We start from the raw sequence: 26,068 nt of genomic DNA on the forward strand, positions 1-26,068 counted from the left end.
CAAGATTTCTGACACGTCCCATCATTGCGATTCGGCTCATCACCAAGTGGCCCCAGCAGGCCGAATTCGCACCGCGCAGCCGCGTATACGTGCACGAAAATGGCACGCTCATCATCGCGCCTGCTTGAACGACTGCTACATACGACCAACTCAGTGGGAAGCTGGGTTTTTATTTACTGCTCCGATTCCTTTGAAGTCGCTTCCTGCTCCTCACGCTTCAGAGCGCGAAGCTCCTTTACGAATTGATATGTAGCTCCTCCAAGCACTAGCAAATACACCGGGATACCGGGAACCAAACCGGCTGCTCCCGCACCCTTGGAAACAGATATCCCGAGAATCATCAGTGGAACTGCCAATAAGCACAAGTAGCCCACCAGAAACTTTCTATAGAGCGCTTTTCTTTTCGCTGACTTGCGTTCCATGCTACCTGCCCTTCTTCGCATTGTTTTCGATGACCGTTTGCGCTGGACCGGGCAATATCTGCATCTCTATATCCCAAGCTTTCGCTAGCGGACCGGGTAAGACGGCTTTCCCACCAGTTCCTAACAATGTCGCCGCCGTGCCAATGCCCCCTGCTAAATCGGGACTACTCGACGGACTCGTAACCGCCACTGCTCCGAATGAACTCGCTCCTGCCCATAGAGCATTGTAGGCACTCACAATAGCCTTTGCGGCTTTGGAGTTTCCGAACATATCAACGGGCAACCCAAATGGCGACGCCACTGCTGCAATTCCGCCTGCCGCTGCCGCAGTTTGATAACTCGGCGGGTCCTTCGATAAGCCCGTTTGGTAACTGATCGCATCACCCGCGTACCAGAAGGCTGTACCCGTTGACCACGCCGTTGCCATATCAGCCAGCAGTTTCGTCGTCGCCAGCCCACCCGCCACCGATCCCGCAAACAGCGTCGCACCCGTGCGCGCGATCGTGTTTCCAATCGGGTCTTTGTCGTAATTGGAGTCAACGAGCTGACTGTACGTCTTACCCGTTTCCAGCTGCGTTCGGCCCATCAGGTTCGCCGGCTGGTTGTCGGCGATGTACTGACTGTTGTAGTTGTGGTCCGCGTAGTGAGGGTCGCTTTTATAGCCGTCACAGTTCAGATTCTGGCAACCGACAATACTCCGCACTTCGTAGTCGTGCACACCACCCGACGCATCAGCCGTCTGCTTGTCGGAGTTGCGCATCATCTCCGCCAGAATTCGCGCCTCGGCTTCACCCTCGCTGATACCGAGTTCCTTTGCAACGGCCGTCGCGTATTTTTCAGCCTTCTTATATTCATCCGGATGCAACTGCCGGTTGAACCGATCCACCGCCGACCCCGCTGTCATTCCTGCAGTCCCGCCGATCGCGCCCGCGCCGGTAGCGATAACGTTCGCCACGATGTTGCCAAGCATCCGGTCTGCGTCGGCGTTGCCCGTCGGGCTCGAATTGGCAATTGAATCGCTCAACTCGTTCAGCTTGTCAGCCGATTTCGACGCGATGAACGCACCCGCCGCACCTCCCGCTGCCCCGCCCAGTCCGCCTGTACCCAGGCCGCCCACGAGCGCCCCGCCTGCCGCTTGCATCTCCGCCCGATAGGTTCCGCCTTCAGCCAGCGTGGGTCGCCTGTTTCCTTGAACTTCGAATCCGCATAGTCGCCGACGCGTCGCGCGACCGCAGCGGCAGCAGCCGTCACCGCGTTCATCAAATCGGCCTGGTTGTTCAGGATGGCGCTCACATCGGGCAGTTTCGTCACGTGGCCGTTCGTATTCATCGTGTCCCGGCTCAGGCTCGCGATGTCCTGCGTCTGATGGTCGTTATCCGTGACGTTGATGGTGCCCGCACTCACCGCGCTTCGCGTCGTAGCGTTTGAGCTTCCGCTGTCATGGGCGAAGGTCGGCAATGCGCCGCCAGTATCTTTACCCGAAGTCTGCCCTGTGGTTGCATAGTTGTTGCCCCCATCGCCCGTGGTCCCGCCCGCGCTGATGCCCGTGCTTGTCGCGGTGTAATCACTGTGATTGTGGATATCGCTAAACGTCAGCGTGCCGGTGTTCAGCGTGTTCTTGCTCGCATCGGCATCGCTTGCAATCACCGCGCCCTTCAGGTCGGTGTTTTTAGCGACGTTGATGTCGAACCCGCCATCGCCCGCATGAATGCCCGATTGCTCTGCAACGCCCGCATAGTCGCCATGCGCGTTGCCGTTCTGCACGCTCACGCTCGCGCTGCCACCGCCCTGACTGATCGAGAACCCGCCGCCCGCGCTGCTCTGATGCGCCGCGCTATGACTCGTATCCTGCTCGCTCGCGATGTTCAGATTGCCGCCAACATCCACCTTCACTTGCCTGGCATCGACGTTCGCGCCGACGATGTTCGTATCGCCACCCGACACGATCGTCGTGCTATTGCCCGCATTGATGTGCGTGTTGTGATGAACGACGGTGTCGCTGTTGCTATTGCCGTTCGCCATCGACATTGATGCGCTCACGCCGAAGCCGCCTGAACCCTGGCCGATGCCATACGACACGCCAATGCTCCCGCTGCTCGATTCATTCGTGCTGCGGTTCGAATCGGTATCAGCGGAACTGACGAGATTGACCTGATTCCTGGCGTTGAGAATCACGTCGTTCGCATTGACGTTCGAGCCCGCGATCGTCACATTCCCGCTTCCGACTTCGGCGTTGCCGGTTGCCTTGAACGATGCCGTGCCGCCTGCGACAACGTTCGATCCGCGGCTCGTCGTCGAGTCTTGTGCGAAGGTGCTTTCGCTATGACTGCTGCCGTAGCTCAACTCGACCTTCGCCGACGGCGCTTGCCCATTTGCAAGCGAGCCAGCCGCACCGCCAGCCGCGCCGAACGCATCCACCGCGCCGCTTGCCGCTGCAATCCCATGCAGCGCCGCCGCGCGATCGTCCTTGCTCTCGCCCGCCGCATGCGCCTGATCGACGGTGTTGGAAATCGCATCGATCACCGGTGCCTTGATCGCAAGCGTAAAGCCGCTCTGACTGACTTCGTGCTTCTCGTCGTGATGCGCGGTGTCGGTGGCCGCATCGATCGTCACGTTCGCGCCCTTGCCGATGAGGTCCTTCGCCGCGATCAATTCGCTGCCCGTCACATGCAGATCGTTCCCCGCCGACAGGTGCACACTGCCATCCGTGCTGCCAATCAAACTGCCGTTGTTCGTCACCGATGCATCGTGCGTCGTGTCCTTTTGATCGTTCGTGCCATAGGAAATGCCTGCGCCGCCCGACGCGCCCAAACCCGTCTTCGTTTCCTGATGAAACGAACTCGACCGGCTCGTATCCTGCGTTGTCGTGATGGTCAGGTCCCGAGCCGCATCGAGCGACACGTCATGGGTCGCAGCGACCGTCGAACCGCTGATCGTCATGTCGCGACCCGCCTTGCCCGTGACCGTATCGCCCGAAATCGTCGAGCCATTGGCGATCACCTGATGTGAGCTGTTCACATCGCTCGTCGTGGTCTTCGACAGAAAGCCCGAACTGTCGCTATGCGACCAGCCTTGCGCATCGTGCGTCTCGCTCACGCTGCCGACAGTCACATCGCCCGTCGAGATCAGCGCCACGCCGCCCTTGTCAGCCGTCACGTTCGACCCGAGCACCGCCAGATTGCCGCCGCCGTTCTGACCGGCAGCCAACACTACGTCACCGCCCGCACTGACGTTAGAAGCATTGGCCTGCTCGTCGTAGCTCGACTTCGCATGCTGGCTCTTGCCGTTGCTGAGCGACTGCTCGCTGTACGTGCGCGTGAGGCCGTCGGCATTGAGCGAGACGATGCGCCCGCCGGTGTTGTTGAGCGATGCGCCTCGTACGTCCGCCCGACGCGCCGCCTGCATGACGCCTTGCGCGTTGTTCAACGCGAGCACGGCCTGCAGCGCGAGCGCGCCATTGGTGACGATCTGGCCTGCGGCGTTCGAGAGCGCGCCCCTCGAATTGACCGTCAACGTGCCGGTGCCGGCGTGCTGAATCGTGCCGCTGTCGTTGGTGACGCTTTGCGCACCGACGCTCAAATTGCTGGCGTTGGACGAGATCGTGCCGCCGGTGTTGTCGAGCACGCCGCCCGCGCTGATCGTCTGATTGCTCGCGCCGAACTGCGTAATCTTGCCGCCGCGATTGACGAGATTGCCGGGCGTCGAGACAGCGAGCGCGTCGCCTTCGATGTCGCCGTTCGTGTTGTCGATGGAAGCAGCCGATACGGTCGCAGTCGCGCCCGAGAGCGTGCCGCCCGCGTTGTTCAACGCGCCCGGGATCGTGACGCCGAGGGCGCCGCCCGCGGTCATGCTGCCCGCGTGGTTGTCGATGCTTTGCGCGTTGACGGTCGCATCGCCCGCTGCGGTCAGTTGCCCCTGGTTCGACAGAGCGCCCGCCGACACGCCGAGCGCGCCGTTCGTGCCGATCAAGCCGCCCGCGCCGTTCACGAACGCGCCGGTCGCGGTTAGGCTCATGCCGTCCGCATTGAGCGAGACGATGCGCCCCGCCGTGTTGTCCAGCGATGCGGCCCGAATGCTTTCGCGCGCTGCCGCCTGCATCGTGCCGCCGCGGTTGTTCACGTTGCCTGCGGTGTGCAAGTCGAGCGTCGACTGCGAGACCAGTTGGCCGTTCGCGTTCGAGACGTTGCCTGCGCTGACTTGCATGGAACCGCCGCTCGATAGCTTGCCGCCGTCGTTGGTCAGCGTGCCGGCGGCGGTGACGTTGAGCGCGCCGCCCGCGGTCGTCGTCGCGTTTGCGAGGTTCATGTCGCCGCTATTGGCCGCCAGCGTCAGCGCGCTATTGGCCGACGTGTTGCTGCCCGCGAGATTGACCGATGCGCCGCGTATCGTCGTGTTGCCGCCGCCCTCATTGCGGCCCGTGGCGACGACTGCGCCGGTGGCCAGCACGTTGAGCTCACCGCTGTTGGCGATCGTGCCGTCCTGGTTGACGCCCGCGCCCAGCGTGCCGGTAGAGGCGACGCTGCCCGCGTTGATCGTCGTATCGTGCTGCGCGGCCAGTATGCCGGTGTTCGTCAACGCGCCCGAGGTCGTCGCGATGACGTTGCCTTGGGCGTAGGTCGTGCCCGTGTTCGCGATGCCATCGCGCGCCGACGCGTTGATGCTGCCGCTCGCGTTCGTCTGTCCAGCCAGCACGAGTTGTCCGTTCGACTTGAGCGTCAGGTCGCCCGCTTGTGCAGCCAGCACGCCGTTGGTCGAGACGCCCACTCCGTATTCGTTCGATGACAGAAAAATACGATTGGCATACATTCCGCCAAGCGCGCTGACGTCGATCGCCACCGACGGCGCAGCGCCGTTGCCTGCGATGGACGTCGCGTTGAGCGAATCATGATCGATGCTGCTCGCGCCCGCGATGACGTTCAGATTGTTCGCGTAGATCGCTGCATTCACCTGCACGGCCCGGGCGAGAAGGTCGACCTGATCGACGTTCGAGGCGTTCAAGCCCGCGCCTTGCACGGTGATGTTGCCACCCGTGACATTGAAGCCCGCGAGACTGCCATTGGCGCCGAAGTTCGGCGTCCCGGTTGTCAAAATAGCGCGCGACGTGTTGATGAAGCCGGCGCCATCGACGACGATTCCGCTCGGATTGGCGATCACCACTTCGGCGCGCGCCCCGGCGACTTCGGTGTAGCCGTGCAACTGCGAAGGCGAATTCGACATCACCTGATTGACGATGATGCGCGCCGATTGTCCGGGCGAGAGATTCGGGTTGCCGTTGATGTAGCCGGCTTGTTGCGTCTGAACGAGAGTCGGCGAGTTGTTGAGAATCGCGCCCTTGGCCGGCACGTCGAATTGCGAGAACGTACCCACCGACACGCCCGCTGCGGACGGCCGGGCGATGTTGACTTGCGCCAAGCCATTCTGTGTCTGAATGACCTGTGCGCCGGAACCAGGCGCAGCCACTATCTGCGCGGCCGACAACGTCGAGGTGGTTCCGAGCAGCAGCATGGCGGCCCACGCCATCGCGCTGACTGAAAGAGTGATGACGGATCCGGCAGACGTGCGACGCGCGACGCCTTCCCCTTGTGCCGACCCATTACCGCGAGCGGTTGCAAACTCAGCCACCGCAGGTAGTGTGCAGAAGAATGTGCAAAAACGCTGAGGCGGCAGGAGCGCAGAGGCAGGGGTGGCCGTGGTGTAAGTTGATGAATGTCCAGTTCGTCAACCTGCCCTCGGGAGGGCTTACGCCATGGCCACGACCAAGCGTATTACGAACCGGCCGCCAGCGGAAGCGCTGGTTGCCGGCGACCGGGACCTGATGAAGGCGCTCATGAAGGATGCGCTGCAGGAAGTGCTTGAAGCGGAAATGACAGAGCTGCTGGGCGCGGCGCCCAATGAGCGCAGCGAGACGCGAAGCGGCTATCGTGCGGGCTACTACGGCCGCGCTCTGGTGACCCGCATCGGCAAACTCGAGCTGCGCGTGCCGCGTGATCGACATGGCGAATTCTCAACGGCGCTGTTCGAGCGCTATGCGCGCAGCGAGAAGGCGTTGGTGGCGGCGTTGGCCGAAATGTACGTGCAGGGTGTGTCTACGCGCAAGGTCAAGGCGATTACCGAAGAGCTGTGCGGTCACAGCTTTTCGGCCTCGGCGATTTCGGCGATCAACAAAGGGCTGGATGCAACGCTGGCAAAGTTTGCACACCGGCCGCTCGAAGAAGCGTATCCGTATCTGATCGTCGACGCGCGCTATGAGAAGGTGCGTGAGTCGGGCGTGATCCGTTCGCAGGCGGTGCTGATCGCCATCGGCATCAACTGGGAAGGCCACCGGCAGGTGCTGGCTGTGGAGTTGGCCAACCGCGAAAGCCAGTCGAGTTGGAAGGAGTTCCTTCTGGCGCTAAAGAAGCGCGGCCTGTCAGGCGTCGAGTTCGTCGCCTCGGACGACCATGCGGGGCTGAAGAAGGCGATCGGTGAGGTGCTCCCGGAAGCCGCCTGGCAGCGCTGCTACGTCCACTTCCTGCGCAACGCGCTGGACTATCTGCCGCGCAAGGCCGACGACGACTGCCTGCAGGAGCTGCGCTGGATGTACGACCGTCGCGACTTGCAGGAAGCGCAACAAGATCTGGCAGCGTGGATCAGCAAGTGGCAGGGCAAATATCCGAAGCTGGTGGACTGGGTCGAAGGCAACATCGCTGAGACGTTGACGTTTTACCGGTTGCCCCGCGCGCATCACAAGCACCTGAAGTCCACCAACATGCTGGAGCGGCTGAATGAGGAAATCCGGCGCCGCACGCGTATCGTGCGCATCTTCCCAAACGATGCGTCATGCCTTCGGCTGATCAGGGCCCTGTGTAGCGAAACGCATGAAACGTGGCTGGAAGACAGCCGTTATCTGAACATGGCCTTGCTGGCCGAGCAGAAAAAGGAGTTCTTGCGCGCTGCTGCATAGCGAGCGTGCGGCGCTGCGGGCTACGCCCTTCGCGCCGCATGCCGCACAGAAGGATCAACTGAAACCACCGGCATCCGGTTTCTGCACAACTTGACGCACACAACTCCACCGCAACGAGCATGCGACGGACTCGGCTGAAAACGAGCCGATAGGACTGCTTATTCATTTATTGTTACTTTTTGTCGACGGACGCCGGACGGAGAGCCAGCTAACCCAATAGTCTCGCCGAACTTACAGGTCGGGCACCATGAGACCCATCCGAATTGGCTGTCACTCTTATGCGACGAAACGAGGCCGACGCATCAAGAGCCACTTGGCGCAACAAGCGATATGGGATCTTGCGCAATGACGACGCGTGCATAGCGCAGCCGGACGCGGCGTATGGGTGTGCACCAAGGAACCGCGCGCATTCGGTGTTGCGCTGTTCGAAACGCCGCAACGCGATGGTCACAATCAGCGGATATTCTTCGCACTGCGTGACAGGAGATGCCGAGAGCATGGCTAGAAAGCGCCTATTACCATCCGATCGCGTAAATACGACGGAAAGCTGCACGAGATACTTCGAGGGAACGTGGAGAAGAGGAAGCGACTGAGGCGATCTTGTCGATTCGCAAACCAACAGTCGAATCGAGAAGTGCCTTGGAGAACCCGAACGAGAAGCGGAAGCTTGCGACCGCTTAGCCTGCCCCGATCAAGATCGTCGAGCAGCACGGCGCCGACTTCGCCAGATATGAAAAATGTCTCCAGGCAACTGATTCAATCAGCCATCTGGAGACATCTTTGAATTTGGTTGCGGGGGTAGGATTTGAACCTACGACCTTCGGGTTATGAGCCCGACGAGCTGCCAGACTGCTCCACCCCGCGTCTGAAGAATTAAATTATAGACCGCATTGCCTCGCCAAGTCAAACAGTCTTTTCAACCCCCATGCCGACACCCGCCTGCACCACCTCCCGCCCCGCCCGATCATGCGCCCGCGAGAGCCTGGCAAGCAGCGGCAACAACGCAATCGCGAAAACCGCCCCGCCCGCCGCGAGCCAGCCGAGCGACATAAAAAGATGCGTATAGAGCGGCAACGAGCGCAGGGGATCGAAGTCGCCGGACGGCACATGCGCCACGTTCGCGACGACGCTACCGAGATATTGCGACACGCCCGTCGCCACGAAGAACGCGCCCATCAGGAAGCCGCTCATTCGCGCGGGCACGTATCGCGCGATCATCGCGAGGCCGAGACCCGACACGAGCAGTTCGCCGAGCGAATAGAGGCCGTATCCCGCCACCATGAACCACGACGACACCCGCCCCTCCACCGCATAGCGCCCACTCACGCCGAACACGAAAAAGCCGATCGCGACGACGACGAAGCCGAGCGCATACTTGAACGCCACCGAAACATCGCGTCCGCCTTTCGCGAGACGCGCATAAGCGAACGCCAGAACCGGACTCATGACCATGATCCAGATTGGATTGAGCGCCTGGAACTGCGCCGCGCTCCAGGTGAAGAGCGGCACGCCCGCGATCGAGAACACCGGATCGACGTTGCGCAGCGCGAAGAGCGTCAGCGATGTCGACATCTGCTGATAGAACACGAAAAATAGAATGACCTGCAGCGTCAGGATGAGCGCGGCGGCGAGACCGGCGCGCTCGCTGCGCTCGCATCGCGCCAGCATGTAGCCGAAGATGCCCAGAATGCCAAGCCCGGCCGCCCAGACGCAGGCGCTCGCCACCGCCTGATGCTGCAAAACGAAGACCGTGGCGGCGGCAACCGCCACGCTGCCCATCGCCACGGCGACGAACCGGCGCCACACGATCGGCAGATCGTCGGGAGCGGAGCCGATACGCCCGAGCGTGCGTCGCATCAGCGCGAAATTGGCGATGCCGAGCAGCATGCCGCCGCAGCACACCGCGAACGCCGCATGCCAGCCCCAGTGGTCCTTGATCCACGGCGTCGCGAGCATCGAAAAAGTCGAGCCGATGTTCACCGCCATGTAATAAATGGTGAAGGCGCTGTCGATACGCGCGTCGTCGCCCTCGTAGATACGGCGCACTAGGTTCGCCGCGTTCGACTTGAAGAGCCCGTTGCCGACGACGACCACGCCGAGCGACGCATACATGAAGCCGAGCGCGTCGATAGGCAGCGCAAGCATGAAGTAACCGATCGCCAGCACGAGCGCGCCGAAAATCATGGTGCGCCGCGCGCCGAGCACTTTGTCGCCGATCCAGCCGCCGATCGACGGCGCGGAGAAAACCAGCGCCGAAAATGCGCCCCACGTGAGGTTCGCGTGATCGTCGGCGAAACCGATCTTGTCGATCATGAACAGCACGAGCAGCGCAGCCATGCCGTAATAGCCAAAGCGCTCCCACATTTCGATCAGGAAAACGGTCGTGAATGAGCGCGTCTGCGACGGCGCGGACGATTGATTAATCATCGGAAAAATCCTTGAACAGCGAAAAGCGACATTGCCCGTTTCTTCGTGCGGACGATTTGCAAAAACATTTGCCTCCGCGCGAGCTGATGCGTGCCGAAAAGCACAGGATTATGTCCTATTACGGCTTCGACGGGCATGCGTATCGCGCAATGCCCATTGCCGAAGGCTGCAAGATGCGCAAGCGGTGTGCGGACCGTCGCCCGCCTGCGCGATTAGAAATAACTCGATTGACGCGGACATTGCAAAGCGGCTATCGCAATTAGCCGACCGCAAACCGTATATCGTTGCGCGTTATCAAAAAAGTAAATACCCGATAATCGCGATGAGAAAATCCGTTTCACGCAGCCGGGCGCCGCACGAGCGCAAGCAAGACACCGAAGCCGATCATCAACGTGCCGCTCACGCGATTGAACCACGAGAATCCGCGCGCGCCACGCGAAAGCGAACCGAGACGCGCGCCGAGCGCCGCGTAAACAACGATGGCCGCAAGCTCCAGCACGAGAAAAATCGCGCCGAGAATCGCGAAGCTCGCCGCATACGCGGTTCTATCGACGAACTGCGGAAAGAAGGCCGTGAAAACGAGAATCGCCTTAGGGTTGCCCGCCGCGACGAGGAATTCCTGGTTCGTCAGGCGCGCGAGACTGGCGCGAGCGAGCGACGCACCGTGCGCGTCATGTGCGCCCGCGGCGAGTTGCGGCCCCGAGCGGATCAGCTTGACGCCGATCCAGACGAGGTACGCCGCGCCCGCGAGCTTGATGACCGTGAAGAGCGCCTGCGATGCGAGCAGCAGTGCGCCAAGACCGAGGCCCGCAATCGCGATCATGATCGCGAAAGCCGCCAGACGGCCGAACGACGCGAGCACCGAAACGCGCACGCCTTGCCGCGCGCCGTTGGACAGCGAAAGCACGTTGTTCGGACCGAACGCCATGTTGATGGCGAAGCACGCCGGAACGAACAGCAACAACGTCTGCATGGACATGGCGCACCTGTAACGCGAGAGTCAGAAACGGTGACGGATGCCGGTGGTCAGCATCAGCTGGTTGCGGCCGCCTGACGCGTCGTTCGTGTTGATGATCGCCGGCGCCTGCGAGGAGGCCCGCTGATAGATGGATTCGATGTACACGTCGGTGCGCTTCCCGAGAAGATAGTCCACTTGCAGCGCGCCTTCGTGCCAATGCGCGCCGCCGCCGTTCGTGTACACGTACATGCCTGCAAGAAGGATGGCCGGCGTGAGCTTGTAAATCCCGTTGATCTCGTAATTGTTCAGACCGAGGGAGCCGAGCGCGTCGCCGGTGTCGGCATCGGTTGCGCCGGTGTTGATCGAGCGTGAGAACGTGCCCGCGAGCTGGAAATCGCCGATTTCGTAGCTCGCGCCGACGCCGAACGTGCTTTGCCGCTGCAGGTTGACCGCAGCCACCGTGGCCGGCGCGGAACCGGGCAGCGCGAGCGAGTCGTAAGCGCCGCCCGCTGGCTGGCCGCGCCCGTCGTTGTGGAGGTACGCCGCGCCGGCGCTGAAGGAGCCGAGCGTGTAGTTCGCGCCGACGCTGTACGCGCGGTTGTCCGCGAACTGCCCCGCCTGATTCGAGAACGCGTATAGGCCGCCGAAGCTGAAGCCTCCGTAAGTCGCGCTCGTGTATTTGACGGAATTGGCGGCGAGGTACGAATTGTTCGCGTTGTCGTTGTCGAGGATGTGCGCGAAGGCCGTGCCGCCCGTGCCGCCCGTCAGCGTGAAGGGCGCGAAATAGTCGTGGATCGAGTCGTATTGCCGGCCGAACGTCACCGTTCCGAGCGCGTCGGTGCCGAGCCCGACATACATCGGATGATCGTTGATGCCCTGCCCCGTCGACACCGCATAGCCGTGTTCCAGCCGGAAAATCGCGCGTGCGCCGCCGCCGAGGTCCTCGGAGCCTTGCAGTCCCCAATAGCTGCCGTCGATGGTGCCGCTCGTCAGCCGATATTGCGCATGGCCGCCGACGTTGTTCACATAGGCGACGCCCGCATCCAGTTCGCCGTAGAGCTGGACCGAACTCTGCGCCCATGCCGCCGCGGGCACGCCGATGAACGCAATGCACGCCGCGATCGCTGCGCTCGTCACGCTCGCGGCGGTCGCCTCGGGCTGTCGGGCTGCGGAGACGCTCGGGCATGCGTCGGTGAGTGCGGGCGTTGCGCGGCGGCGGGCTTTTGGACGAATCGGCATGGAAGGCTCCGGAATTTTTTCTTGGCTCTACAGGATTGTCGATTCGACGATCGATCTTGTCAGGTAAAAAACCGGCGTGCTCGCCTGCTGTGACCTGTAACCAACGAACGGATGGCGCGCCTCTTCCCATCGCAACGAATCAAGGTTATTGAGCCGCCGACGCGCGGTTTGTCCTGCCGCTAGAATCTGAGCGCGTTCACTCCTTTCCGGAACCGACAGACATGTCACAGAAAACCGTTGCCATCGTGACGGGTCACACGCGCGGACTCGGCGCGGCGCTGACCGACACGCTCCTTTCGCTCGAGCCCGGCGCCAGCGTTATCGCGATCTCGCGCAAGCGCAACGCCGATCTCGCCGCGCGCCATGCGGGCCGGCTCGACGAAGTCGAACTCGATCTCGCCGATTTGCCCGCGCTCGCCGCCTGGCTCGCGGACGGCGCGCTCGTGCGCGCACTGGCCGGCGCGGACCGCGTGCTGCTCGTCAATAACGCGGGGATGCTCGCGCCGGTCGGCGCGCTCGCCGATCAGGACGCGGGCGCCGTCGCGCGGGCGGTGAGCGTCAATGTCGCCGCGCCGCTGATGCTCGCCGCCGCCTTCGCCGCCGCCAGCGCAAACGCGGCGGACCGGCGCATCGCGCATATCTCAAGCGGCGCGGGACGCAACGCGTATCCCGGCTGGAGCATCTATTGCGCGACGAAGGCTGCGCTCGACCATCACGCGCGCGCCGTCGCGCTCGACGACAACCGCGGCTTACGCATCTGTAGCGTCGCGCCGGGCGTCGTGGATACGGATATGCAGGCGGAGATCCGCGGCACCGGGCTCGACCGCTTTCCGCTGCGCGAGCGCTTCGACACGCTCAAGCGCGAGGGCCAGCTCGCGACGCCCGAAGAATCGGCGCGGAAGTTGATCGGTTATGTGTTGAGCGACGCTTTCGGCAGCGCGCCGACTGCGGACGTCCGCGAATTCGCCTGAGGGTCAGGCTGCGGATTCGTCGACGCCGCGCGAGTGAGGCGTCGACGCGGGGCAGATTTGCGTGTCCGTTGAGCGACGCTTTCGCCGACGTCCGCGAACTCGCCTTGAGGCTCACGCTATCGATAAGGAGAAGCCGAGCGACCGAGGCGTCGCGCGGAGCAAATCGCTTGTCCGCTGAGCGACGCTTTCCCCGACGAAAGCGACTTACTTGAACCTCAGGCTACCGACACGGCAACGCCACGCGACGCAACCGCGCCAAATGCTTCCCGCGAAAGCCGGTCCGCGTGCGCGTTGCGGGCGCGCGGTATCCATTGCAGCCGAACGTCGCCTATCTCGCCAATGAGCGCGCGCACCCGCGCCGCGTGATGCGCGAGCGAGCGAATGCCCGCGCCTTCCCCGGCGCTCACGTCGTCGATGACGACGCGGCTGTCGCCATGAATCGTCACGCGTGAAGCCCGATCCCGCAACGCCATTTCGAGCAGCGCGATGAGCGCCGAATATTCCGCCGCGCTGCTGTCGCCGGACCCCGCCGTCGCGCTGAATTCCACCACGCCGCCGTCCGGACCCTTCAACACCCCGCCTATGCCGATGCGTCCCGGATTCGGCAGCGCGGAGCCGTCAAACCAGCCGATCCAGGCGTTTGCTTCTCCGGCAGACGAATCCCTCGCACGCGCCGCGATTCCCGCACGCTCCGCACGTTCCGCGCGCTGCAATTGGCGCAAGCGGGCGGCCTCAGCGGCCTTCGCGTGCGCCGCGCGCCGCGCTTCGACGAGATCGCGCAACGGCCGCCCGCGCGCCGCTTTCTCCAGCGTCCTGACGAGCGCCGCATGCTCCGAGAACGCCGCGCTCTTCGCGAGCCGGCGGCTTTGCATGCGCTCTTTCTTGTAGGCGATGGCGAGCAGTTCGTCGAGATCGATCATGGACGCCCAGGCAGGATGAACAAGCGCGCAGCTTAGCAGAGGCCCGTGGCGCCACGGGTACGCGCGTTGCTGCGTGAAGTGACCGGAATGAATCAGGCATCGATCAGCAACCGCCAGGCACATCGTTCGGAATGTCCTGGACCAACAAGGAGCGGATCATGAATCAACCGATGGAGTCGTCTTCCGGTGGCGCAACGATCGTCGGCAAGGGCGCCGCGACGGCCGCGGGCCCAGGTCCCGACGTCATGGCCGCGAGTTCGCTCGACGGCAATTCGGTGCTGTCGAGCGACGGCCACGATGTCGGCGCGCTGAAGGAAATCATGCTGGATGTGCGAAGCGGACGCATCGCGTATGCGGTGCTGTCGAGCGGCGGCTTTCTCGGCATCGGCGACAAGCTGCTCGCGGTGCCCTGGAGCGCGCTCACGCTCGACACCGACAATCGGTGCTTCCGCATCGCCGCGACCGCCGATCAGGTCCGCAACTCGCCCGGTTTCGACAAGGACGCGTGGCCGTCGATGGCCGATCCCGTCTGGGCAAGCTCCGTACACCAGCACTACGGCCGCGAGCCGTACTGGTCGAGCGAGCCGCGTCCGAGCGACATCGGACCGGCCGGCGAGATTCCGCTCGGCGGCGTCGATGCTGCGGAGGCCGGCGGCCTCAAGCTGTAACTGCGCAGGCGCCGGGACGCGCCCGGCGCTGAAGAGAAGATCAGTCGAGCGGGCGCTCGCGGATCGGCACGTCGACGCCTTCCGCGTCGTCGCCCATGAGCGCGCGAAAGACATCGCTCGCGAACTCCTCGACGGCGAAATGCCATTCGAGGGAGCCGACAGGATAGTCGTTCGGATTGCACTTGCCCTGGGCGCGGCGGATCGCGCCGACGGACAAACTCAGCGCGCGTGCGTGCTGGAAGTGCGGATCATTCGAATCGAGAAACGGCAGTTGATCTTTTTCCATGACACCCTTTTGGCCCCGGCCGCTGGTACATGACAACGATATCGGCCGGGTCGATGATTTCTTTAGCTCCGGCTTTTTACCTTATTTCCGCCGCAAACGTTTCACCTTGCGCGAGCGCGCATGCGAACGGCGACGCACGGAGGAACCGCCATGCAGCCTTATCGGAACCTGAACGGCAATTCCGGGGTCACGGCATTCGACATCGTGCCTGACGGGATTTGGGTGCGCTTCGCCAACGGCGTCCGGTACCTGTACAACGGCCGCACGCCGGGTTCCGCGCATGTTGAAGAGATGAAGCGGCGCGCCCTCGCCGGCCGCGGCCTGAGCACCTACATTTCGCAGTCCCGCCTCGCCTACGACGACAAAGACGATTAACGCGCGAAGTTCCCCGTCATTCCCTGTTTTATTCCCCGTTTTTTCCGTGATTGCGCGTTTTCACGCGGTTTCCCATATTTTCGCTCAACGCGCCGATGGCAGATGCGGCACGTTCTCGTTGCTGGTTGCCGTCAACTGATGCATTTGCCTTTGCAGCTTGCTCAATTGCGCCTGCGCGGCGACACGGCGCGCCTCCAGTTGAGCAAGTTCCTTGCGCACTTCCTGCTGCCTGAGCGCGACTTCCTGATCCTGCGCGCCGCCGCGCTGCAAATCGACCCGCGCACGCTCCACGTGCGCTTCGGACTCGGCGATCAGCCGCGCGAACTGGTCGTTTTGCGCTTCGAGGTGCGCCCGCCGCATTTCGGCTTCGGCTAGACGCATGGCCTGCTCGACAAAATGACGAAACGCCGGCTCGGCCGCGTCGACATCGCCGGCCTTCAGAACGCGCCAGACCGCGTCTTCGTGATAAAGCACGGCATAGTAAGTGAGATCGCGCGGATAGAAAAGCAGGCGCGCAGCGTAGGCGAAACTGTGGAACGTGCGGAACGTGGTGAGCGTCGACTGCTGCGTCAGCCATTCCACTTCGGCGATTTGGGCGGCTTGCAGTGCGTGCGCGGCCGATTGCGAGGAAACGCCCACCGCGCGCAGCGGCGTCACGCGGGTGGCTGGCGCCGGGCGCGGCAAGTCGTCCGATGTTGGGTCTTCCTCGGGCATCGCGGGCGCCGGGACGCGCACCGCGCCATTCGGCTTCTGGCGCACGAGAAAGGACGGCGCGTTATCGAGCAATGTGCCTCGTCTGCTCAGCAGGCTTCTCACGATGACTCCCTGGTCGACTTCCCCGCGCGCCGCCGTCGCGAGGGCGGCGCTCGTCAATGGCAGACAGGCGGCATGTCCATTTGCCGTTGAATTTTCTCGACGCGATTTTCTCAACCCGATCTGCTCAACAGCGGCGCCGATTATTCTGGATGCCGAATGACTCGCAATGCCATATGCGATGCGCTTATCGGCTGACGAATCCCCAGTATAGGCGAGCCGTTTGCGGATGCAATCGCGCTGCTGAAAACCGGCGCGACCGTCATTGAAATGGCCGCATTATGGGCAATGGCGACTGCTCGCGAAAACGCGGCAAAGCGGCGATTGATTACATATGCCGGTAGATGGCCTGCATGCCGCTGACTCGCAATTTCGCGAGCTGCGCCGAGCGTGCCTTCGACATTAACGCGACCATTCGCATGATGCGAATGCCCTGAATGCCGCAGGCCATGCCGGGCGTATCCGCAAGACGCGATTCGAGCGTTTTCATCCTTCCGTAGAAATTGATGACCGGTGCGCTCGACGCAATGCCCGTGCTCGCATAGTTGAGGTCGCCGCGCGCTGGCGTGTCCAAGTCGCTGTCTTCGGCAATGGGTTCGTCATCGTCGAACGAATCGGCGAGAATCTCCGACGCCTCGAAATGCACGCGGCCTCCGTCGCGATCGCGGAAATACTGATAAACCATTTCGAGATGCTCGGTCGGCGTGCGCTCGACGCGCCGCGCAGTCGCGGCGCATCGATGCAGCTTCCAGTTTTCCCGCTCGCTCATCGCGGCAATCAAATCGGCGATGCGGCATCTCAAATCTGCCTCGCGCCGCTCGATCAGCCGCTGAAGCAGATGCGCTTCCTCGCTGTCCTGATCGGGCAGGCTCTCGCTCCATGCCAATAAATCGTTCAGTGTGGCCGACATGAAACACTCCGTCGCATTACGCCCATTGACTCGGATTCGGGCGGCTCAAGTTCATTTGGATCGCGAATTGTAATGAATCGGCGTCCATTTGGTATCACCTATTCATCGTAGCCTTCTTGCGCGAAAGCGCCATGTCCGATCTGACGAGTGCGGCACGGTCGATGCTAAAAAGATGGCAGCCGCGCAAGGTGCGCCGGCCCTCAAGGAGACAGCCATGAAAGCGACCGCAGCGATTGCAGGCGCCCTTCTCGCGCTTGCCAGCACAGCTTCCTTCGCGCAGGAAATGACGCGCGACCAATTGAATCAGCGTCCGCAGACGCAGCAGGGACAGGCGAGCGCATCGCCCACGCCCGGTTCCAACGATGCATCGCAGGGCGGCACCACCGCCGGCACTTCAGGCAGCGGCACGCTGATGCAAAAGCGCGAGCAAGGCATGTCTCCCGATTCGTCTGCGGCGCCGGGCACGAGCAAGAAGTCGACCGGCCAGATCAAGCAGTGAGTTCGCGGGGATCGCGGCGCTGGCATCTGGCTGGCGCCGCTCAGTCATCGCTGTGCGTTGCATCGATACGCGCAATGCCGCTGCTTTATCGACACGAAACGTAAAGGATCGTTGCCGCGCACGTGAATAGGAAAAGTCCGGCTGTATTTCGTTGGGCGAGCCGCTTAAATGCCGTGTTTATTCTGAACTACACGAGGCTCACCCAATGAAAGACCTGCACATCTCCGTCGATCCGAACGGCCGCGCAACGATGTCGCAAACGATGGACATCAAGGAACACTGCGTCGGCCGGGCGCGCCTGCTGTCGTCGCTCGTGAATCTGATCGCCGCGCCCGGCGGCTTCGAACACTTCTGCGCGTACCCGGAGTCCGTCCGCCGCGACATTCTCGGCCTGCTCCATTCGACCGCCGAAGAGCAACTGCCGCTCATTTCGGCGCTCGAGGAACACACGGCGCGCGCGTCGTATGACCGCGGCGTCCAGGCCGCCCGCGAGTTCATGGTTCACGAGCAGGCCGCGAACTCCGCGCATCATTTCGACGCCGACCATCGCGAACCGCAACAGTTGGTCGTCGCGCATTGAGCCGGTGCGCGTCGCGCGCAAGCGTGACTCGCTCGCCAACGAACAGCGCCGCTTAACAAAACGCGGCCTGTTCGCCGCATCCTTCGCAATCACAACAAAAAGAAACGCCATGCCTGCACGAAACGCCTTTCCTGCTCTCCTGCCTTGCGCTCGCGGCTCTCGCGATAGCCGACCCCGCCTGCGCGACGTACACGGAAGTGTGGTCCAGCAGCGGTGAAATCGCGCCGACGCAAGCGGTCCAGCATGTTCGGACGAAGGCGGCGGGATCCAGCTCTGCGTCGCACAGTCAAGGCAAGTGGCGCTCGGACAGTTCGCCATTCGCGAGCGACCCGATTGCCGCGTATGCCGACGACCCCATCGCACAATTCGCGCGAATTCAGCCAAAGTCAGTTCGTCGTTGATTCACTGCCGACCGCGCGTCGGGATCGAAAACGCGAATCGTCCGATTCAAGTTCAGGAACGGCTCGAATATTCTTAGAGCTGTCGCAAGGAACGCTTCTCAGGCGTCCCGCCCTGCCATGTGCGCGATTCACCGCGCATTATCAGAGGTATCGGTCCGCATGACCGCTTTCCTTCGCGACGCCGCACATTCCTGCGTTTTCGTCATCGCCGCGCTCAGGCACTCCCAATGAAAAAAGCCCGCGACCGGAGCAATCACCGGTCGCGGGCTTTGCTGCGCTTATCGGGTTTAGCCGACGAGATCGGCCGGCAGCTTGCCGCCATTCGCGGCCAGCGCCTGCATCAGCTGCTTGTGCAGCCAGATGTTCATCGACGCGGAGTCGTTCATGTCGCCGCCGTACTTGAGCTCCGTCGCCAATTGCTTGCGGTGATCGAGACTGCTATCGACTTGCAGCAGCTTCATCAAATCGACGATGGATACGCGCCAGTTCAATTGCTGGCTGCTTTCGCGCGCCAGTTGGTCCATCACGGCAGCGACGTCGATGTCGGACAGCGGCGCAGGCGCGGCTGCATCGACGGCAGGAGCCGGCGCGGGATCCGGCTCGACGACCGGCGCCGGATCGGCAGGCTTCGCCTTGTGGAAGATCTTGCCCACGATGTCACCGAAGATACTCATGTTCTGTGTCCTTTTTTCGAAGAGAAATGCTGCGAGATTCGCGTGCGTCGCGCGTCGGCTACGACGACGCGACCCGCCGCGGTTCAACGCAGGCTTTGCGGACCAGTTGACGAGTCGGGACAATTCGAATGGAACTGCAACGAATTTTTGCAGGCTGTTGATAAGGAATGCGGGGGATTGAACAACGGTTGAAGCGGTGCGTGCGCTGTCGTCGGCGTTCATGGTTGCCGGTGCGCGTGCCATCAGGGCGTTGACAGCGGATCGGACAACGCACGTCGATTTGTGCCGCGCCAAAAACAAAAATCCCGCAAGTCAAGGACTGTGCGGGATTTCGTTGGCGTTCTGGCGGAGAGAGGGGGATTCGAACCCCCGATAGGTTTTACCCTATACACGCTTTCCAGGCGTGCGACTTAAACCGCTCATCCATCTCTCCGGAAGACCGCGATTATACCAAGTTCCCGCTCCCGCGCCAGCCCCTACGGGTGACGAATGTAGTCGACGAGCGCGCGCGTGTAATCGTCCGGTTTCCGGTCGAAGAGGCTCACCGCAATGGCCACCGCGAAACCCGCCGGCACGCCGAACACGCCCGAGCTGATCGGCTCGATCCCGAACCAGCGCGGTCCGCCGAAGCCCGTCAGGTGCGTGAAGAACGGATACGTCGACACGATGTAGTACACACACACCAGCAATCCGGCGATCATCCCGGCAACGACGCCGCGCTGCGTCGTCCGTTTCCAGAAGACGCCCAGCACCAGCGCCGGAAAAAGGCTCGACGCAGCCAGCGAAAACGCCGCGCCGACTAGAAACAAAATATTGCCCGTATTGAGCGACGCGACATACGACGCCAGCAGCGCCACGCCGAGCAGCAGAATTTTCGAGATGGTCACGCGCCGCTGACTCGTCGCGCGCCGGTCGACCATGCAGTAATAGACATCGTGCGAGAGCGCGTTCGCGATGGTGAGCAGCAAGCCATCCGCCGTCGACAGCGCCGCCGCGAGCGCGCCCGCCGCGATCAGCCCCGAGATCACATACGGCAGGCCCGCGATCTCGGGCGCGGCCAGCACCACCATATCCGGCTGCATCTGAATGCCCGCCCAGCGGACGATGCCGTCGCCATTGATATCGCTCACGCGGATCAGATACGGCTCGACGCGCCGCCACTGCGTGACCCACTGCGGCAGATCGGCGAATCGGTGGCCGACGAGCCCCGTCAGAATCTCATGCTTGATGAGCACCGCCAGCACGGGCACCGTCAGATAGAACAGCGCGACGAAAAAGAGCGTCCAGCCGACGGAGCGCCGCGCGGAAGCCACCGACGTCGTCGTGTTGTAGCGCGTGAGAATGTGCGGCAGGCTCGCCGTGCCGATCGACAGACACAGAATCAGCGACAGAAAGTTGAGCTGATGCGCGCGCGGCGTTTCGCCGTCGGCGGAACCGGGCGCGAACGCATCGGTCATCGGCACAGGAGCCGCGACGCGCTCGGTCAGAGCATCGCGTTCGCGGGACCATTTCGCCTGCGCATCGGCGGGATCGCGCGGAAACGACGCCAGTTCGCGCTCGCGTTCGTTGATCTCGCGCAGCGGGCCGTTGTGCCGCCGCAGGTCCGCAATCTCGGCGGCCACGCGCGCGCGTTCGTCGTAGAAAGATCGCGGCAGCGCGTCGATGCGCCGCTGAACGCGCGCAGCCTGCCGCTGGAATTCGGCGCGCACGCGCGCTTCGTCGGGCGAGACGGCAAGCGCGCGCTCCAGCGTCTCCACGCGCGCGAGCACGCGGCCATAGTTCAGTTGCGGGAACCAGCCGAGCCCTTCGCGATGCGCGATCATCGAAACGGGGATGAGCATCGCGCTGATCAGGATGATGTACTGCGCCACTTGCGTCCATGTGACCGCGCGCATGCCGCCGAGAAACGAGCACACGAGAATGCCCGCGAGTCCGCAGAAGATGCCGATCGAAAACTCGATGCCGATGAAGCGCGACGCGATCAGCCCGATGCCCTGAATCTGCGCCACCAGATACACGAACGAACACAAAATCGCCGCGATGGCCGCGAGTCCGCGCACTACGTTGCTCGAAAAACGCGTGCCGAGAAAGTCGGGAATCGTGTAACGCGCGAGCTTGCGCACGTAAGGCGCGAGCAGGAACGCGACGAGACAGTAGCCGCCCGTCCAGCCCATCACATAGGCGAGGCCGTCGTAGCCGCTCGCGTAGATGGAACCGGCGAGCCCGATGAACGACGCCGCCGACAACCAGTCCGCGGCAGTCGCCATGCCGTTGAACGCGGACGGCACGCGCCGCCCGGCCACGTAGTACTCGACGAGATCGGACGTGCGCGAAATGAGGCCGATGACCGCGTACACCGCGATCGGCACGAACAGGAACACATAGCCGACCCACATTCCCGCGCCGGCGTTCCGCTCGATGCGCTCCATCACGAAGATGAACAGCAGAAAACCGAGCGTATAGAGCGCGTAGCTGACGATGAGCCGGTTCGTGAGTTTCATCGCGCCGCGTCTGCGTCGTCTTCCGCGGACTCGGGCGCGCCGGATGAATCGACGGCGCGCTTCAGACGCGCATCGGCGAATTGCATCAGCACGATATACACGGCGATCAGCGTCACGTAGACGAGGATCGCGCCCTGCGCGCCGAAGTAGAACGGCAGCGGAAAGCCCGCGACGCGCACCTCTTCCAGCCGTTGCGCGAAGAGCGGCACGCCGAACGAGACGACGAAGCCGACGGCGAGCAGCACGGCGATCAGCGCGACGTTGAAGCGCCAGTACGCGCGATGCGCGAGCGCGATCGCCGGCGGAACCGGCGGCGGCGCGACGAGAGGGGGATTGAACGGATCGGCGGGCGTGGCCATGCGGTTATGTACCAAAACCGCAGGGCATCGGCAATCGGGATCGACCGCCGCGCATCCGGCGGCGGTCATCTGCGAAACGTGTTACCGCGCTTCGCCGAGTTGGTCGAGGATGGCGGGGTTTTCGAGCGTGGAGACGTCCTGCGTGATCTCCTCGCCCTTCGCGAGCGAGCGCAAGAGCCGCCTCATGATCTTGCCGGAGCGCGTCTTCGGCAGATTCTCGCCGAAGCGAATGTCCTTCGGCTTCGCGATCGGCCCGATCTCCTTGCCGACCCAGTTGCGCAGTTCGGCCGCGATCTGCTTGGCCTCGTCGCCTTCGGGACGCGGGCGCTTCAGCACGACGAAGGCAACCACGGCTTCGCCCGTCGTTTCGTCCGGACGGCCGACGACCGCCGCTTCCGCGACGATCGGATTTGCGACCAGCGCCGACTCGATCTCCATCGTCCCCAGTCGGTGGCCGGACACGTTCAGCACATCGTCGATACGGCCCATGATCGTGAAGTAGCCGGTTTCCTTGTCGCGCACCGCGCCGTCGCCGGCCAGATAGAGCCTGCCGCCCAGTTCGTCGGGGAAGTAGCTCGTCTGATAGCGCTTCGGATCGCCCCAGACGGTGCGCAGCATCGACGGCCAGGGGCGCTTCACAACGAGAATGCCGCCCTGCCCGTTCGGCACGTCCTGCCCGGTTTCATCGACGATGGCGGCCATGATGCCCGGCAGCGGCAGCGTGCAGGAACCCGGCACGAGCGGCGTCGCGCCCGGCAGCGGCGTGATCATGTGCCCGCCGGTTTCGGTCTGCCACCATGTATCGACGATCGGACATTGCCCGCCGCCGACGTTCTCGTGGTACCACATCCACGCTTCCGGATTGATCGGCTCGCCGACGGTGCCGAGAATGCGCAGCGTGGACAGGTCGTAGCTCTTCGGATGCACCTTCGCGTCCGCTTCCGACACCTTGATGAGCGAGCGGATCGCCGTGGGCGCGGTATAGAAGATCGTGACCTTGTGGCGTTGAATCATCTCCCAGAAGCGGCCCGCGTTCGGATACGTCGGGACGCCTTCGAACATCACCTGCGTCGCGCCTATGGCAAGCGGCCCGTAGGCGATATAGCTATGCCCCGTCACCCAGCCGATGTCCGCGGTACACCAGAAGATGTCGCCCGGCTTCATGTCGAAGGTCCACTTCATGGTCTGCGCGGCCCACAGCACGAAGCCGCCCGTGCTGTGCTGCACGCCCTTCGGCTTGCCGGTCGAACCCGACGTGTAGAGGATGAAAAGCGGATGCTCCGCGCTCACCCATTCCGGGTCGCATTGCGCCGCTTCCTTTTCGACGATCTCGTGCAGCCACGCATCGCGCCCTTCGTTCCACGCGACTTTGCCGCCCGTGCGCCGATACACGATGACATCCTTCACCGCGTCGCAGCCGCCCGCGGCGAGCGCTTCGTCGGCAATGCTCTTGAGCGGCAGCGCCTTGCCGCCGCGCATCTGCTCGTCGGCGGTGATGAGTGCGACCGCGCCGACATCGACGAGACGCTCGTTGAGCGACTTCGACGAAAAGCCGCCGAACACCACCGAATGCGTGGCGCCGATGCGCGCGCACGCCTGCATCGCGACGACGCCTTCGACCGACATCGGCAGATAGATCACGACGCGGTCGCCCTTTTTCACGCCGCGCTTCTTGAGCGCGTTGGCGAGGCGGCACACGCGTTCGAGCAGGTCCTGATACGTGACGTCGGTGACGGCGCCGTCGTCGGCTTCGAAGATGATCGCGTTTTCATTGCCGCGCCCCGCTTCCACATGGCGGTCGAGACAGTTGTACGACGCGTTCAGCTCGCCGTCCGCGAACCACGCGTAAAACGGCGCGTTGGATTCATCGAGCACGCTCGTGAAAGGCTTGTGCCACGACAGCGTTTCCCGCGCGAGCCGCGCCCAGAAGCCTTCGTAATCGCGCTCGGCTTCGCTCGCCAGCGCCTTGTAGGCGTCCATGCCGGAAATCGCCGCACCGGACGACGCACTGGCTGACGGCGGGAACACACGTTTTTCATGAAGAACCGATTCGATCGCAGACATCGACAACCCCTCCGATGATGTTTCCAAAAACCTGTGGCGCGCCGGTTTCGCGATGCGAGGCACGCCTGATGTTTATGAGGTCCGGCGTGAGTCGCGCGAGGCGTCTTCATCGACCGAACCGAGTCTCCGTTAGCATGCAAACGTCGCCGCACGGGGCTTTTCGTCCCGCTTCGACTTCAAGATAGGCCGCCCAACTTACCCGCTTCTTACGCGCCGGCGCCAGAGGGGACGGGGTATACACGGAGTCGCCGCGGCTTCTACAATGCGTCCCCACAATCGTAACTGAACTCGCCTTGCCTCTGGCCTTCGCAGACCGCCCAAATTCAGCGTGAACCGCTACGCCCTTTATCTCATCGCGTCGATGCTGCTCGTCGGGAGCAACGTCGGCATCGGCAAGTCGATCGTCGCGTCCGTGCCGGTGCCGCTCTTCGCGCTGCTTCGCTTCGTCATCGCGCTGGCGGTGCTGTGGCCGCTCCTGCGCCCATCGAAGATGAAGCGCGTGCGCCGCGCCGAGTGGATCAACCTCTTCCTGCAGGCATTGTTCGGGACATTCGGCTTCACGCTTCTGATGCTCAACGGCGTCGCGCGCACGAGCGCGGTCGCGGCGGGCGTCATCACGAGCTCGATGCCTGCGGTCGTCGCGCTCTTCGCGTGGATCTTCCTCAGGGAGCGGCCGAGCGGACGCGCGTTCGTGTCGATCGCGCTGGCAATCGCGGGCGTCGTCGTCATCAACGTCGCGCAGAGCGGCGATGCTGGCAGTGGCGTTGGCGGCCATGCCGGCGCGGGCTCGCTCGCCGGCAATCTCATGGTCGTGGGCGCGGTCTGCTGCGAATCGCTCTACGTCATTCTCTCGCGCCGCCTCACGCAGACGCTGCCCGCCATCGACATCTGCGCGTACACGCACGGCCTCGGCTTTCTGCTGATGCTGCCGCTGGGTCTTTCGTCCGCACTCGCGTTTTCGTGGCGCGGCGTGGACTGGACGACGTGGGCGCTCGTCGGATGGTATGCGCTCTCCGCGAGCATCTTCTCGTTCTGGCTCTGGATGAAAGGCATCCGGCATGTGGACGGAAGCCTCGCGGGCGTCTTTTCCGCCGTGCTGCCGATCGCGGCGGCGCTCTACGGCATCGCGTTTCTCGGCGAGCGGCCGACGCTCGCGCATGGCGTCGCGCTCGCGTGCGTGATGACGGGCGTCGTGCTCGCGAGTCTCAGGCGGCCGGCGGGCGCGCCGGCGTCGCGGGAGCGCGGCCTGTAGTCGTCGCGGCGCACGCCATCGGCGAGGCCGGTTCGCGCGGCGCTGCGCGGCATCGCGTTACAATACCGGGCTTTTCCGCGCTCGCTGCGTGCGACGCAGCCCGCTACGCAACGCTCCCGTTTCAGTTCATTCGCTCATCGCATCCGACCGATCCCGCCGATCCGACCGCCACGCCGCCCCATGTCCGCTCCCAAGCACACCTCCGCCTCGCCCGCCCGCCCCGGCACGATGAAGGCGCTGCCGAAAATCATCTTCATGAGCCGCTGGCTGCAGGTGCCGCTCTATCTTGGGCTGATCGTCGCCCAAGGCGTGTATGTGGTGCTCTTTCTGAAGGAAGTCTGGCACCTCGTCACGCACGCCATGACGCTCGACGAAACCAGCGTCATGCTCGTCGTGCTCGGCCTGATCGACGTCGTGATGATCTCGAATCTGCTCATCATGGTGATCGTCGGCGGGTACGAGACGTTCGTCTCGCGGCTCGGGGTCGAAGGGCATCCGGACGAACCGGAATGGCTCGATCACGTGAACGCGGGCGTGCTCAAGGTGAAGCTCTCGATGGCGCTCATCAGCATCTCCTCGATTCATCTGCTGAAGACCTTCATCAACCCCGACCAGCACAGCTTTCATACGGTGATGTGGCAAGTCGTGATCCACATCGCGTTCCTCGTTTCAGCGCTGATCATGGCGTATGTGGACCGGCTCACCACCCACACGCATCCGCGCCATTTCCATAGCGAAACGGTTGCATCACGAAGCGCCCTCGACTGAAGCGTCATAGAACGCAAGCAGACTTTCGTCCCCAGAGC

24 protein-coding genes, 2 tRNA genes and 1 pseudogene are annotated in these 26,068 nt (G+C 63.2%); 10 read left to right on the plus strand and 17 right to left on the minus strand.

What is annotated here, in order from left to right:
- Nucleotides 1-173: 173 nt before the first annotated feature.
- The 3 genes from LDZ27_RS08865 to LDZ27_RS08870 are packed head-to-tail and all read right to left on the minus strand — an operon-like array spanning nucleotide 174 to nucleotide 5,927.
- Nucleotides 174-422 (minus strand): hypothetical protein, encoded by a 249-nt coding sequence (locus tag LDZ27_RS08865; RefSeq protein ID WP_244813747.1) that lies wholly within the window; start codon nucleotides 420-422, stop codon nucleotides 174-176.
- Nucleotide 423: 1 nt separating this feature from the next.
- Nucleotides 424-1,539 (minus strand): hypothetical protein, encoded by a 1,116-nt coding sequence (locus LDZ27_RS28995; RefSeq protein WP_370653404.1) that lies wholly within the window; start codon nucleotides 1,537-1,539, stop codon nucleotides 424-426.
- Nucleotides 1,452-5,927: a hemagglutinin repeat-containing protein gene (locus LDZ27_RS08870; protein WP_370653281.1), complete on the minus strand. Its 4,476-nt coding sequence runs from the start codon at nucleotides 5,925-5,927 to the stop codon at nucleotides 1,452-1,454. The genes LDZ27_RS28995 and LDZ27_RS08870 overlap by 88 nt, the downstream gene beginning before the upstream one ends.
- A 334-nt stretch (nucleotides 5,928-6,261) precedes the next feature.
- On the opposite strand from LDZ27_RS08870, the pseudogene LDZ27_RS08875 reads away from it, so the two are divergent.
- Nucleotides 6,262-7,365: pseudogene (locus LDZ27_RS08875) on the plus strand (IS256 family transposase); the annotation flags it as partial.
- Here the strand turns inward: LDZ27_RS08875 and LDZ27_RS29000 are convergent.
- The 3 genes from LDZ27_RS29000 to LDZ27_RS08885 all read right to left on the minus strand — a co-directional run bounded on the left by LDZ27_RS29000 (nucleotide 7,256) and on the right by LDZ27_RS08885 (nucleotide 9,792).
- Nucleotides 7,256-7,531: an ESPR-type extended signal peptide-containing protein gene (locus tag LDZ27_RS29000; RefSeq protein ID WP_370653283.1), complete on the minus strand. Its 276-nt coding sequence runs from the start codon at nucleotides 7,529-7,531 to the stop codon at nucleotides 7,256-7,258. The pseudogene LDZ27_RS08875 and the gene LDZ27_RS29000 overlap by 110 nt on opposite strands.
- 621 nt (nucleotides 7,532-8,152) lie before the next feature.
- Nucleotides 8,153-8,229, minus strand: a tRNA-Met gene (locus LDZ27_RS08880).
- Nucleotides 8,230-8,268: 39 nt separating this feature from the next.
- Nucleotides 8,269-9,792, minus strand: a complete 1,524-nt coding sequence (locus LDZ27_RS08885) for a peptide MFS transporter (RefSeq protein WP_244813748.1) — start codon at nucleotides 9,790-9,792, stop codon at nucleotides 8,269-8,271.
- A gap of 11 nt (nucleotides 9,793-9,803) precedes the next feature.
- On the opposite strand from LDZ27_RS08885, the gene LDZ27_RS08890 reads away from it, so the two are divergent.
- A complete protein-coding gene (locus LDZ27_RS08890; RefSeq protein WP_244813749.1) occupies nucleotides 9,804-10,055 on the plus strand; it encodes a hypothetical protein in 252 nt (83 codons plus the stop codon).
- 74 nt (nucleotides 10,056-10,129) lie between these two features.
- On the opposite strand, the gene LDZ27_RS08895 is transcribed toward LDZ27_RS08890, so the two are convergent.
- Nucleotides 10,130-10,771, minus strand: a complete 642-nt coding sequence (locus LDZ27_RS08895) for a LysE family translocator (RefSeq protein WP_244813750.1) — start codon at nucleotides 10,769-10,771, stop codon at nucleotides 10,130-10,132.
- A 21-nt stretch (nucleotides 10,772-10,792) separates the two neighbouring features.
- On the minus strand, nucleotides 10,793-11,989 hold the full coding sequence (locus tag LDZ27_RS08900) for a porin (RefSeq protein WP_244813751.1): 1,197 nt from the start codon (nucleotides 11,987-11,989) through the stop codon (nucleotides 10,793-10,795).
- A 221-nt stretch (nucleotides 11,990-12,210) separates the two neighbouring features.
- On the opposite strand from LDZ27_RS08900, the gene LDZ27_RS08905 reads away from it, so the two are divergent.
- Nucleotides 12,211-12,960: an SDR family oxidoreductase gene (locus LDZ27_RS08905; RefSeq protein WP_244813752.1), complete on the plus strand. Its 750-nt coding sequence runs from the start codon at nucleotides 12,211-12,213 to the stop codon at nucleotides 12,958-12,960.
- A gap of 215 nt (nucleotides 12,961-13,175) precedes the next feature.
- Here the strand turns inward: LDZ27_RS08905 and LDZ27_RS08910 are convergent, their stop codons facing one another.
- Nucleotides 13,176-13,880 (minus strand): ribonuclease HI family protein, encoded by a 705-nt coding sequence (locus LDZ27_RS08910; protein ID WP_244813753.1) that lies wholly within the window; start codon nucleotides 13,878-13,880, stop codon nucleotides 13,176-13,178.
- A 158-nt stretch (nucleotides 13,881-14,038) separates the two neighbouring features.
- Between LDZ27_RS08910 and LDZ27_RS08915 the strand changes: the two genes are divergently transcribed.
- On the plus strand, nucleotides 14,039-14,548 hold the full coding sequence (locus tag LDZ27_RS08915) for a PRC-barrel domain-containing protein (protein ID WP_244813754.1): 510 nt from the start codon (nucleotides 14,039-14,041) through the stop codon (nucleotides 14,546-14,548).
- Nucleotides 14,549-14,588: 40 nt separating this feature from the next.
- Here LDZ27_RS08915 and LDZ27_RS08920 read toward each other — a convergent pair whose 3' ends face one another.
- Nucleotides 14,589-14,834 carry a hypothetical protein gene (locus tag LDZ27_RS08920; protein WP_244813755.1) on the minus strand — a complete coding sequence of 82 codons (246 nt, stop codon included), beginning with the start codon at nucleotides 14,832-14,834 and terminating at the stop codon, nucleotides 14,589-14,591.
- A 150-nt stretch (nucleotides 14,835-14,984) separates the two neighbouring features.
- On the opposite strand from LDZ27_RS08920, the gene LDZ27_RS08925 reads away from it, so the two are divergent.
- Nucleotides 14,985-15,209, plus strand: coding sequence for a hypothetical protein (locus LDZ27_RS08925; RefSeq protein ID WP_244813756.1), 225 nt, complete (start codon nucleotides 14,985-14,987; stop codon nucleotides 15,207-15,209).
- An 84-nt stretch (nucleotides 15,210-15,293) separates the two neighbouring features.
- Here the strand turns inward: LDZ27_RS08925 and LDZ27_RS08930 are convergent, their stop codons facing one another.
- Entirely contained in the window at nucleotides 15,294-16,025 is a 732-nt protein-coding gene (locus tag LDZ27_RS08930) for a DUF2968 domain-containing protein (protein ID WP_244813757.1), read from the minus strand.
- Between the two features lies 1 nt (nucleotide 16,026).
- Between LDZ27_RS08930 and LDZ27_RS08935 the strand changes: the two genes are divergently transcribed.
- Entirely contained in the window at nucleotides 16,027-16,185 is a 159-nt protein-coding gene (locus LDZ27_RS08935) for a hypothetical protein (protein WP_244813758.1), read from the plus strand.
- Between the two features lie 165 nt (nucleotides 16,186-16,350).
- Here the strand turns inward: LDZ27_RS08935 and LDZ27_RS08940 are convergent, their stop codons facing one another.
- Nucleotides 16,351-16,932: a hypothetical protein gene (locus LDZ27_RS08940; RefSeq protein WP_244813759.1), complete on the minus strand. Its 582-nt coding sequence runs from the start codon at nucleotides 16,930-16,932 to the stop codon at nucleotides 16,351-16,353.
- A gap of 214 nt (nucleotides 16,933-17,146) precedes the next feature.
- Between LDZ27_RS08940 and LDZ27_RS08945 the strand changes: the two genes are divergently transcribed.
- The gene (locus LDZ27_RS08945; RefSeq protein WP_244813760.1) at nucleotides 17,147-17,431 is read left to right on the plus strand and encodes a hypothetical protein; all 285 of its coding nucleotides are present in this window, start codon (nucleotides 17,147-17,149) and stop codon (nucleotides 17,429-17,431) included.
- Between the two features lie 205 nt (nucleotides 17,432-17,636).
- Entirely contained in the window at nucleotides 17,637-18,011 is a 375-nt protein-coding gene (locus LDZ27_RS08950) for a hypothetical protein (protein ID WP_244813761.1), read from the plus strand.
- Nucleotides 18,012-18,699: 688 nt separating this feature from the next.
- Here LDZ27_RS08950 and LDZ27_RS08955 read toward each other — a convergent pair.
- The 5 genes from LDZ27_RS08955 to acs all read right to left on the minus strand — a co-directional run bounded on the left by LDZ27_RS08955 (nucleotide 18,700) and on the right by acs (nucleotide 24,010).
- A complete protein-coding gene (locus LDZ27_RS08955) occupies nucleotides 18,700-19,086 on the minus strand; it encodes a DUF3597 domain-containing protein (protein ID WP_244813762.1) in 387 nt (128 codons plus the stop codon).
- Between the two features lie 343 nt (nucleotides 19,087-19,429).
- Nucleotides 19,430-19,519, minus strand: a tRNA-Ser gene (locus LDZ27_RS08960).
- 43 nt (nucleotides 19,520-19,562) lie between these two features.
- The gene (locus LDZ27_RS08965) at nucleotides 19,563-21,587 is read right to left on the minus strand and encodes a sodium:solute symporter family protein (protein ID WP_244813763.1); all 2,025 of its coding nucleotides are present in this window, start codon (nucleotides 21,585-21,587) and stop codon (nucleotides 19,563-19,565) included.
- Complete coding sequence (locus LDZ27_RS08970) at nucleotides 21,584-21,946, minus strand: DUF4212 domain-containing protein (RefSeq protein WP_244813764.1); 363 nt, start codon at nucleotides 21,944-21,946, stop codon at nucleotides 21,584-21,586. The genes LDZ27_RS08965 and LDZ27_RS08970 overlap by 4 nt, the downstream gene beginning before the upstream one ends.
- A gap of 81 nt (nucleotides 21,947-22,027) precedes the next feature.
- Nucleotides 22,028-24,010 (minus strand): acetate--CoA ligase, encoded by a 1,983-nt coding sequence (acs, locus tag LDZ27_RS08975; protein WP_244813765.1) that lies wholly within the window; start codon nucleotides 24,008-24,010, stop codon nucleotides 22,028-22,030.
- A 328-nt stretch (nucleotides 24,011-24,338) separates the two neighbouring features.
- On the opposite strand from acs, the gene LDZ27_RS08980 reads away from it, so the two are divergent.
- The gene (locus LDZ27_RS08980) at nucleotides 24,339-25,262 is read left to right on the plus strand and encodes a DMT family transporter (RefSeq protein WP_244813766.1); all 924 of its coding nucleotides are present in this window, start codon (nucleotides 24,339-24,341) and stop codon (nucleotides 25,260-25,262) included.
- A 180-nt stretch (nucleotides 25,263-25,442) separates the two neighbouring features.
- Nucleotides 25,443-26,030: a TIGR00645 family protein gene (locus tag LDZ27_RS08985; protein WP_244813767.1), complete on the plus strand. Its 588-nt coding sequence runs from the start codon at nucleotides 25,443-25,445 to the stop codon at nucleotides 26,028-26,030.
- Nucleotides 26,031-26,068: the final 38 nt, after the last annotated feature.

Origin of the sequence: Caballeronia sp. Lep1P3, assembly GCF_022879595.1 — a bacterium.
GTDB lineage: Bacteria > Pseudomonadota > Gammaproteobacteria > Burkholderiales > Burkholderiaceae > Caballeronia.

Excerpts from the sequence above, each read along its gene's own strand:
- LDZ27_RS08905 (WP_244813752.1), top strand. The coding sequence starts at position 12,211 with ATGTCACAGAAAACCGTTGCCATCGTGACGGGTCACACGCGCGGACTC.
- LDZ27_RS08920 (WP_244813755.1), bottom strand. The coding sequence starts at position 14,834 with ATGGAAAAAGATCAACTGCCGTTTCTCGATTCGAATGATCCGCACTTC.
- LDZ27_RS08885 (WP_244813748.1), bottom strand. The coding sequence starts at position 9,792 with ATGATTAATCAATCGTCCGCGCCGTCGCAGACGCGCTCATTCACGACC.
- LDZ27_RS08945 (WP_244813760.1), top strand. The coding sequence starts at position 17,147 with ATGAAAGCGACCGCAGCGATTGCAGGCGCCCTTCTCGCGCTTGCCAGC.
- LDZ27_RS08950 (WP_244813761.1), top strand. The coding sequence starts at position 17,637 with ATGAAAGACCTGCACATCTCCGTCGATCCGAACGGCCGCGCAACGATG.
- LDZ27_RS08985 (WP_244813767.1), top strand. The coding sequence starts at position 25,443 with ATGTCCGCTCCCAAGCACACCTCCGCCTCGCCCGCCCGCCCCGGCACG.
- LDZ27_RS08870 (WP_370653281.1), bottom strand. The coding sequence starts at position 5,927 with ATGCTGCTGCTCGGAACCACCTCGACGTTGTCGGCCGCGCAGATAGTG.
- LDZ27_RS08895 (WP_244813750.1), bottom strand. The coding sequence starts at position 10,771 with ATGTCCATGCAGACGTTGTTGCTGTTCGTTCCGGCGTGCTTCGCCATC.
- LDZ27_RS08865 (WP_244813747.1), bottom strand. The coding sequence starts at position 422 with ATGGAACGCAAGTCAGCGAAAAGAAAAGCGCTCTATAGAAAGTTTCTG.
- LDZ27_RS08935 (WP_244813758.1), top strand. The coding sequence starts at position 16,027 with ATGACTCCCTGGTCGACTTCCCCGCGCGCCGCCGTCGCGAGGGCGGCG.
- LDZ27_RS08915 (WP_244813754.1), top strand. The coding sequence starts at position 14,039 with ATGAATCAACCGATGGAGTCGTCTTCCGGTGGCGCAACGATCGTCGGC.
- LDZ27_RS08925 (WP_244813756.1), top strand. The coding sequence starts at position 14,985 with ATGCAGCCTTATCGGAACCTGAACGGCAATTCCGGGGTCACGGCATTC.
- LDZ27_RS29000 (WP_370653283.1), bottom strand. The coding sequence starts at position 7,531 with ATGAATAAGCAGTCCTATCGGCTCGTTTTCAGCCGAGTCCGTCGCATG.
- LDZ27_RS08910 (WP_244813753.1), bottom strand. The coding sequence starts at position 13,880 with ATGATCGATCTCGACGAACTGCTCGCCATCGCCTACAAGAAAGAGCGC.
- LDZ27_RS08955 (WP_244813762.1), bottom strand. The coding sequence starts at position 19,086 with ATGAGTATCTTCGGTGACATCGTGGGCAAGATCTTCCACAAGGCGAAG.
- LDZ27_RS08900 (WP_244813751.1), bottom strand. The coding sequence starts at position 11,989 with ATGCCGATTCGTCCAAAAGCCCGCCGCCGCGCAACGCCCGCACTCACC.
- LDZ27_RS08965 (WP_244813763.1), bottom strand. The coding sequence starts at position 21,587 with ATGAAACTCACGAACCGGCTCATCGTCAGCTACGCGCTCTATACGCTC.
- LDZ27_RS08940 (WP_244813759.1), bottom strand. The coding sequence starts at position 16,932 with ATGTCGGCCACACTGAACGATTTATTGGCATGGAGCGAGAGCCTGCCC.
- LDZ27_RS08970 (WP_244813764.1), bottom strand. The coding sequence starts at position 21,946 with ATGGCCACGCCCGCCGATCCGTTCAATCCCCCTCTCGTCGCGCCGCCG.
- acs (WP_244813765.1), bottom strand. The coding sequence starts at position 24,010 with ATGTCTGCGATCGAATCGGTTCTTCATGAAAAACGTGTGTTCCCGCCG.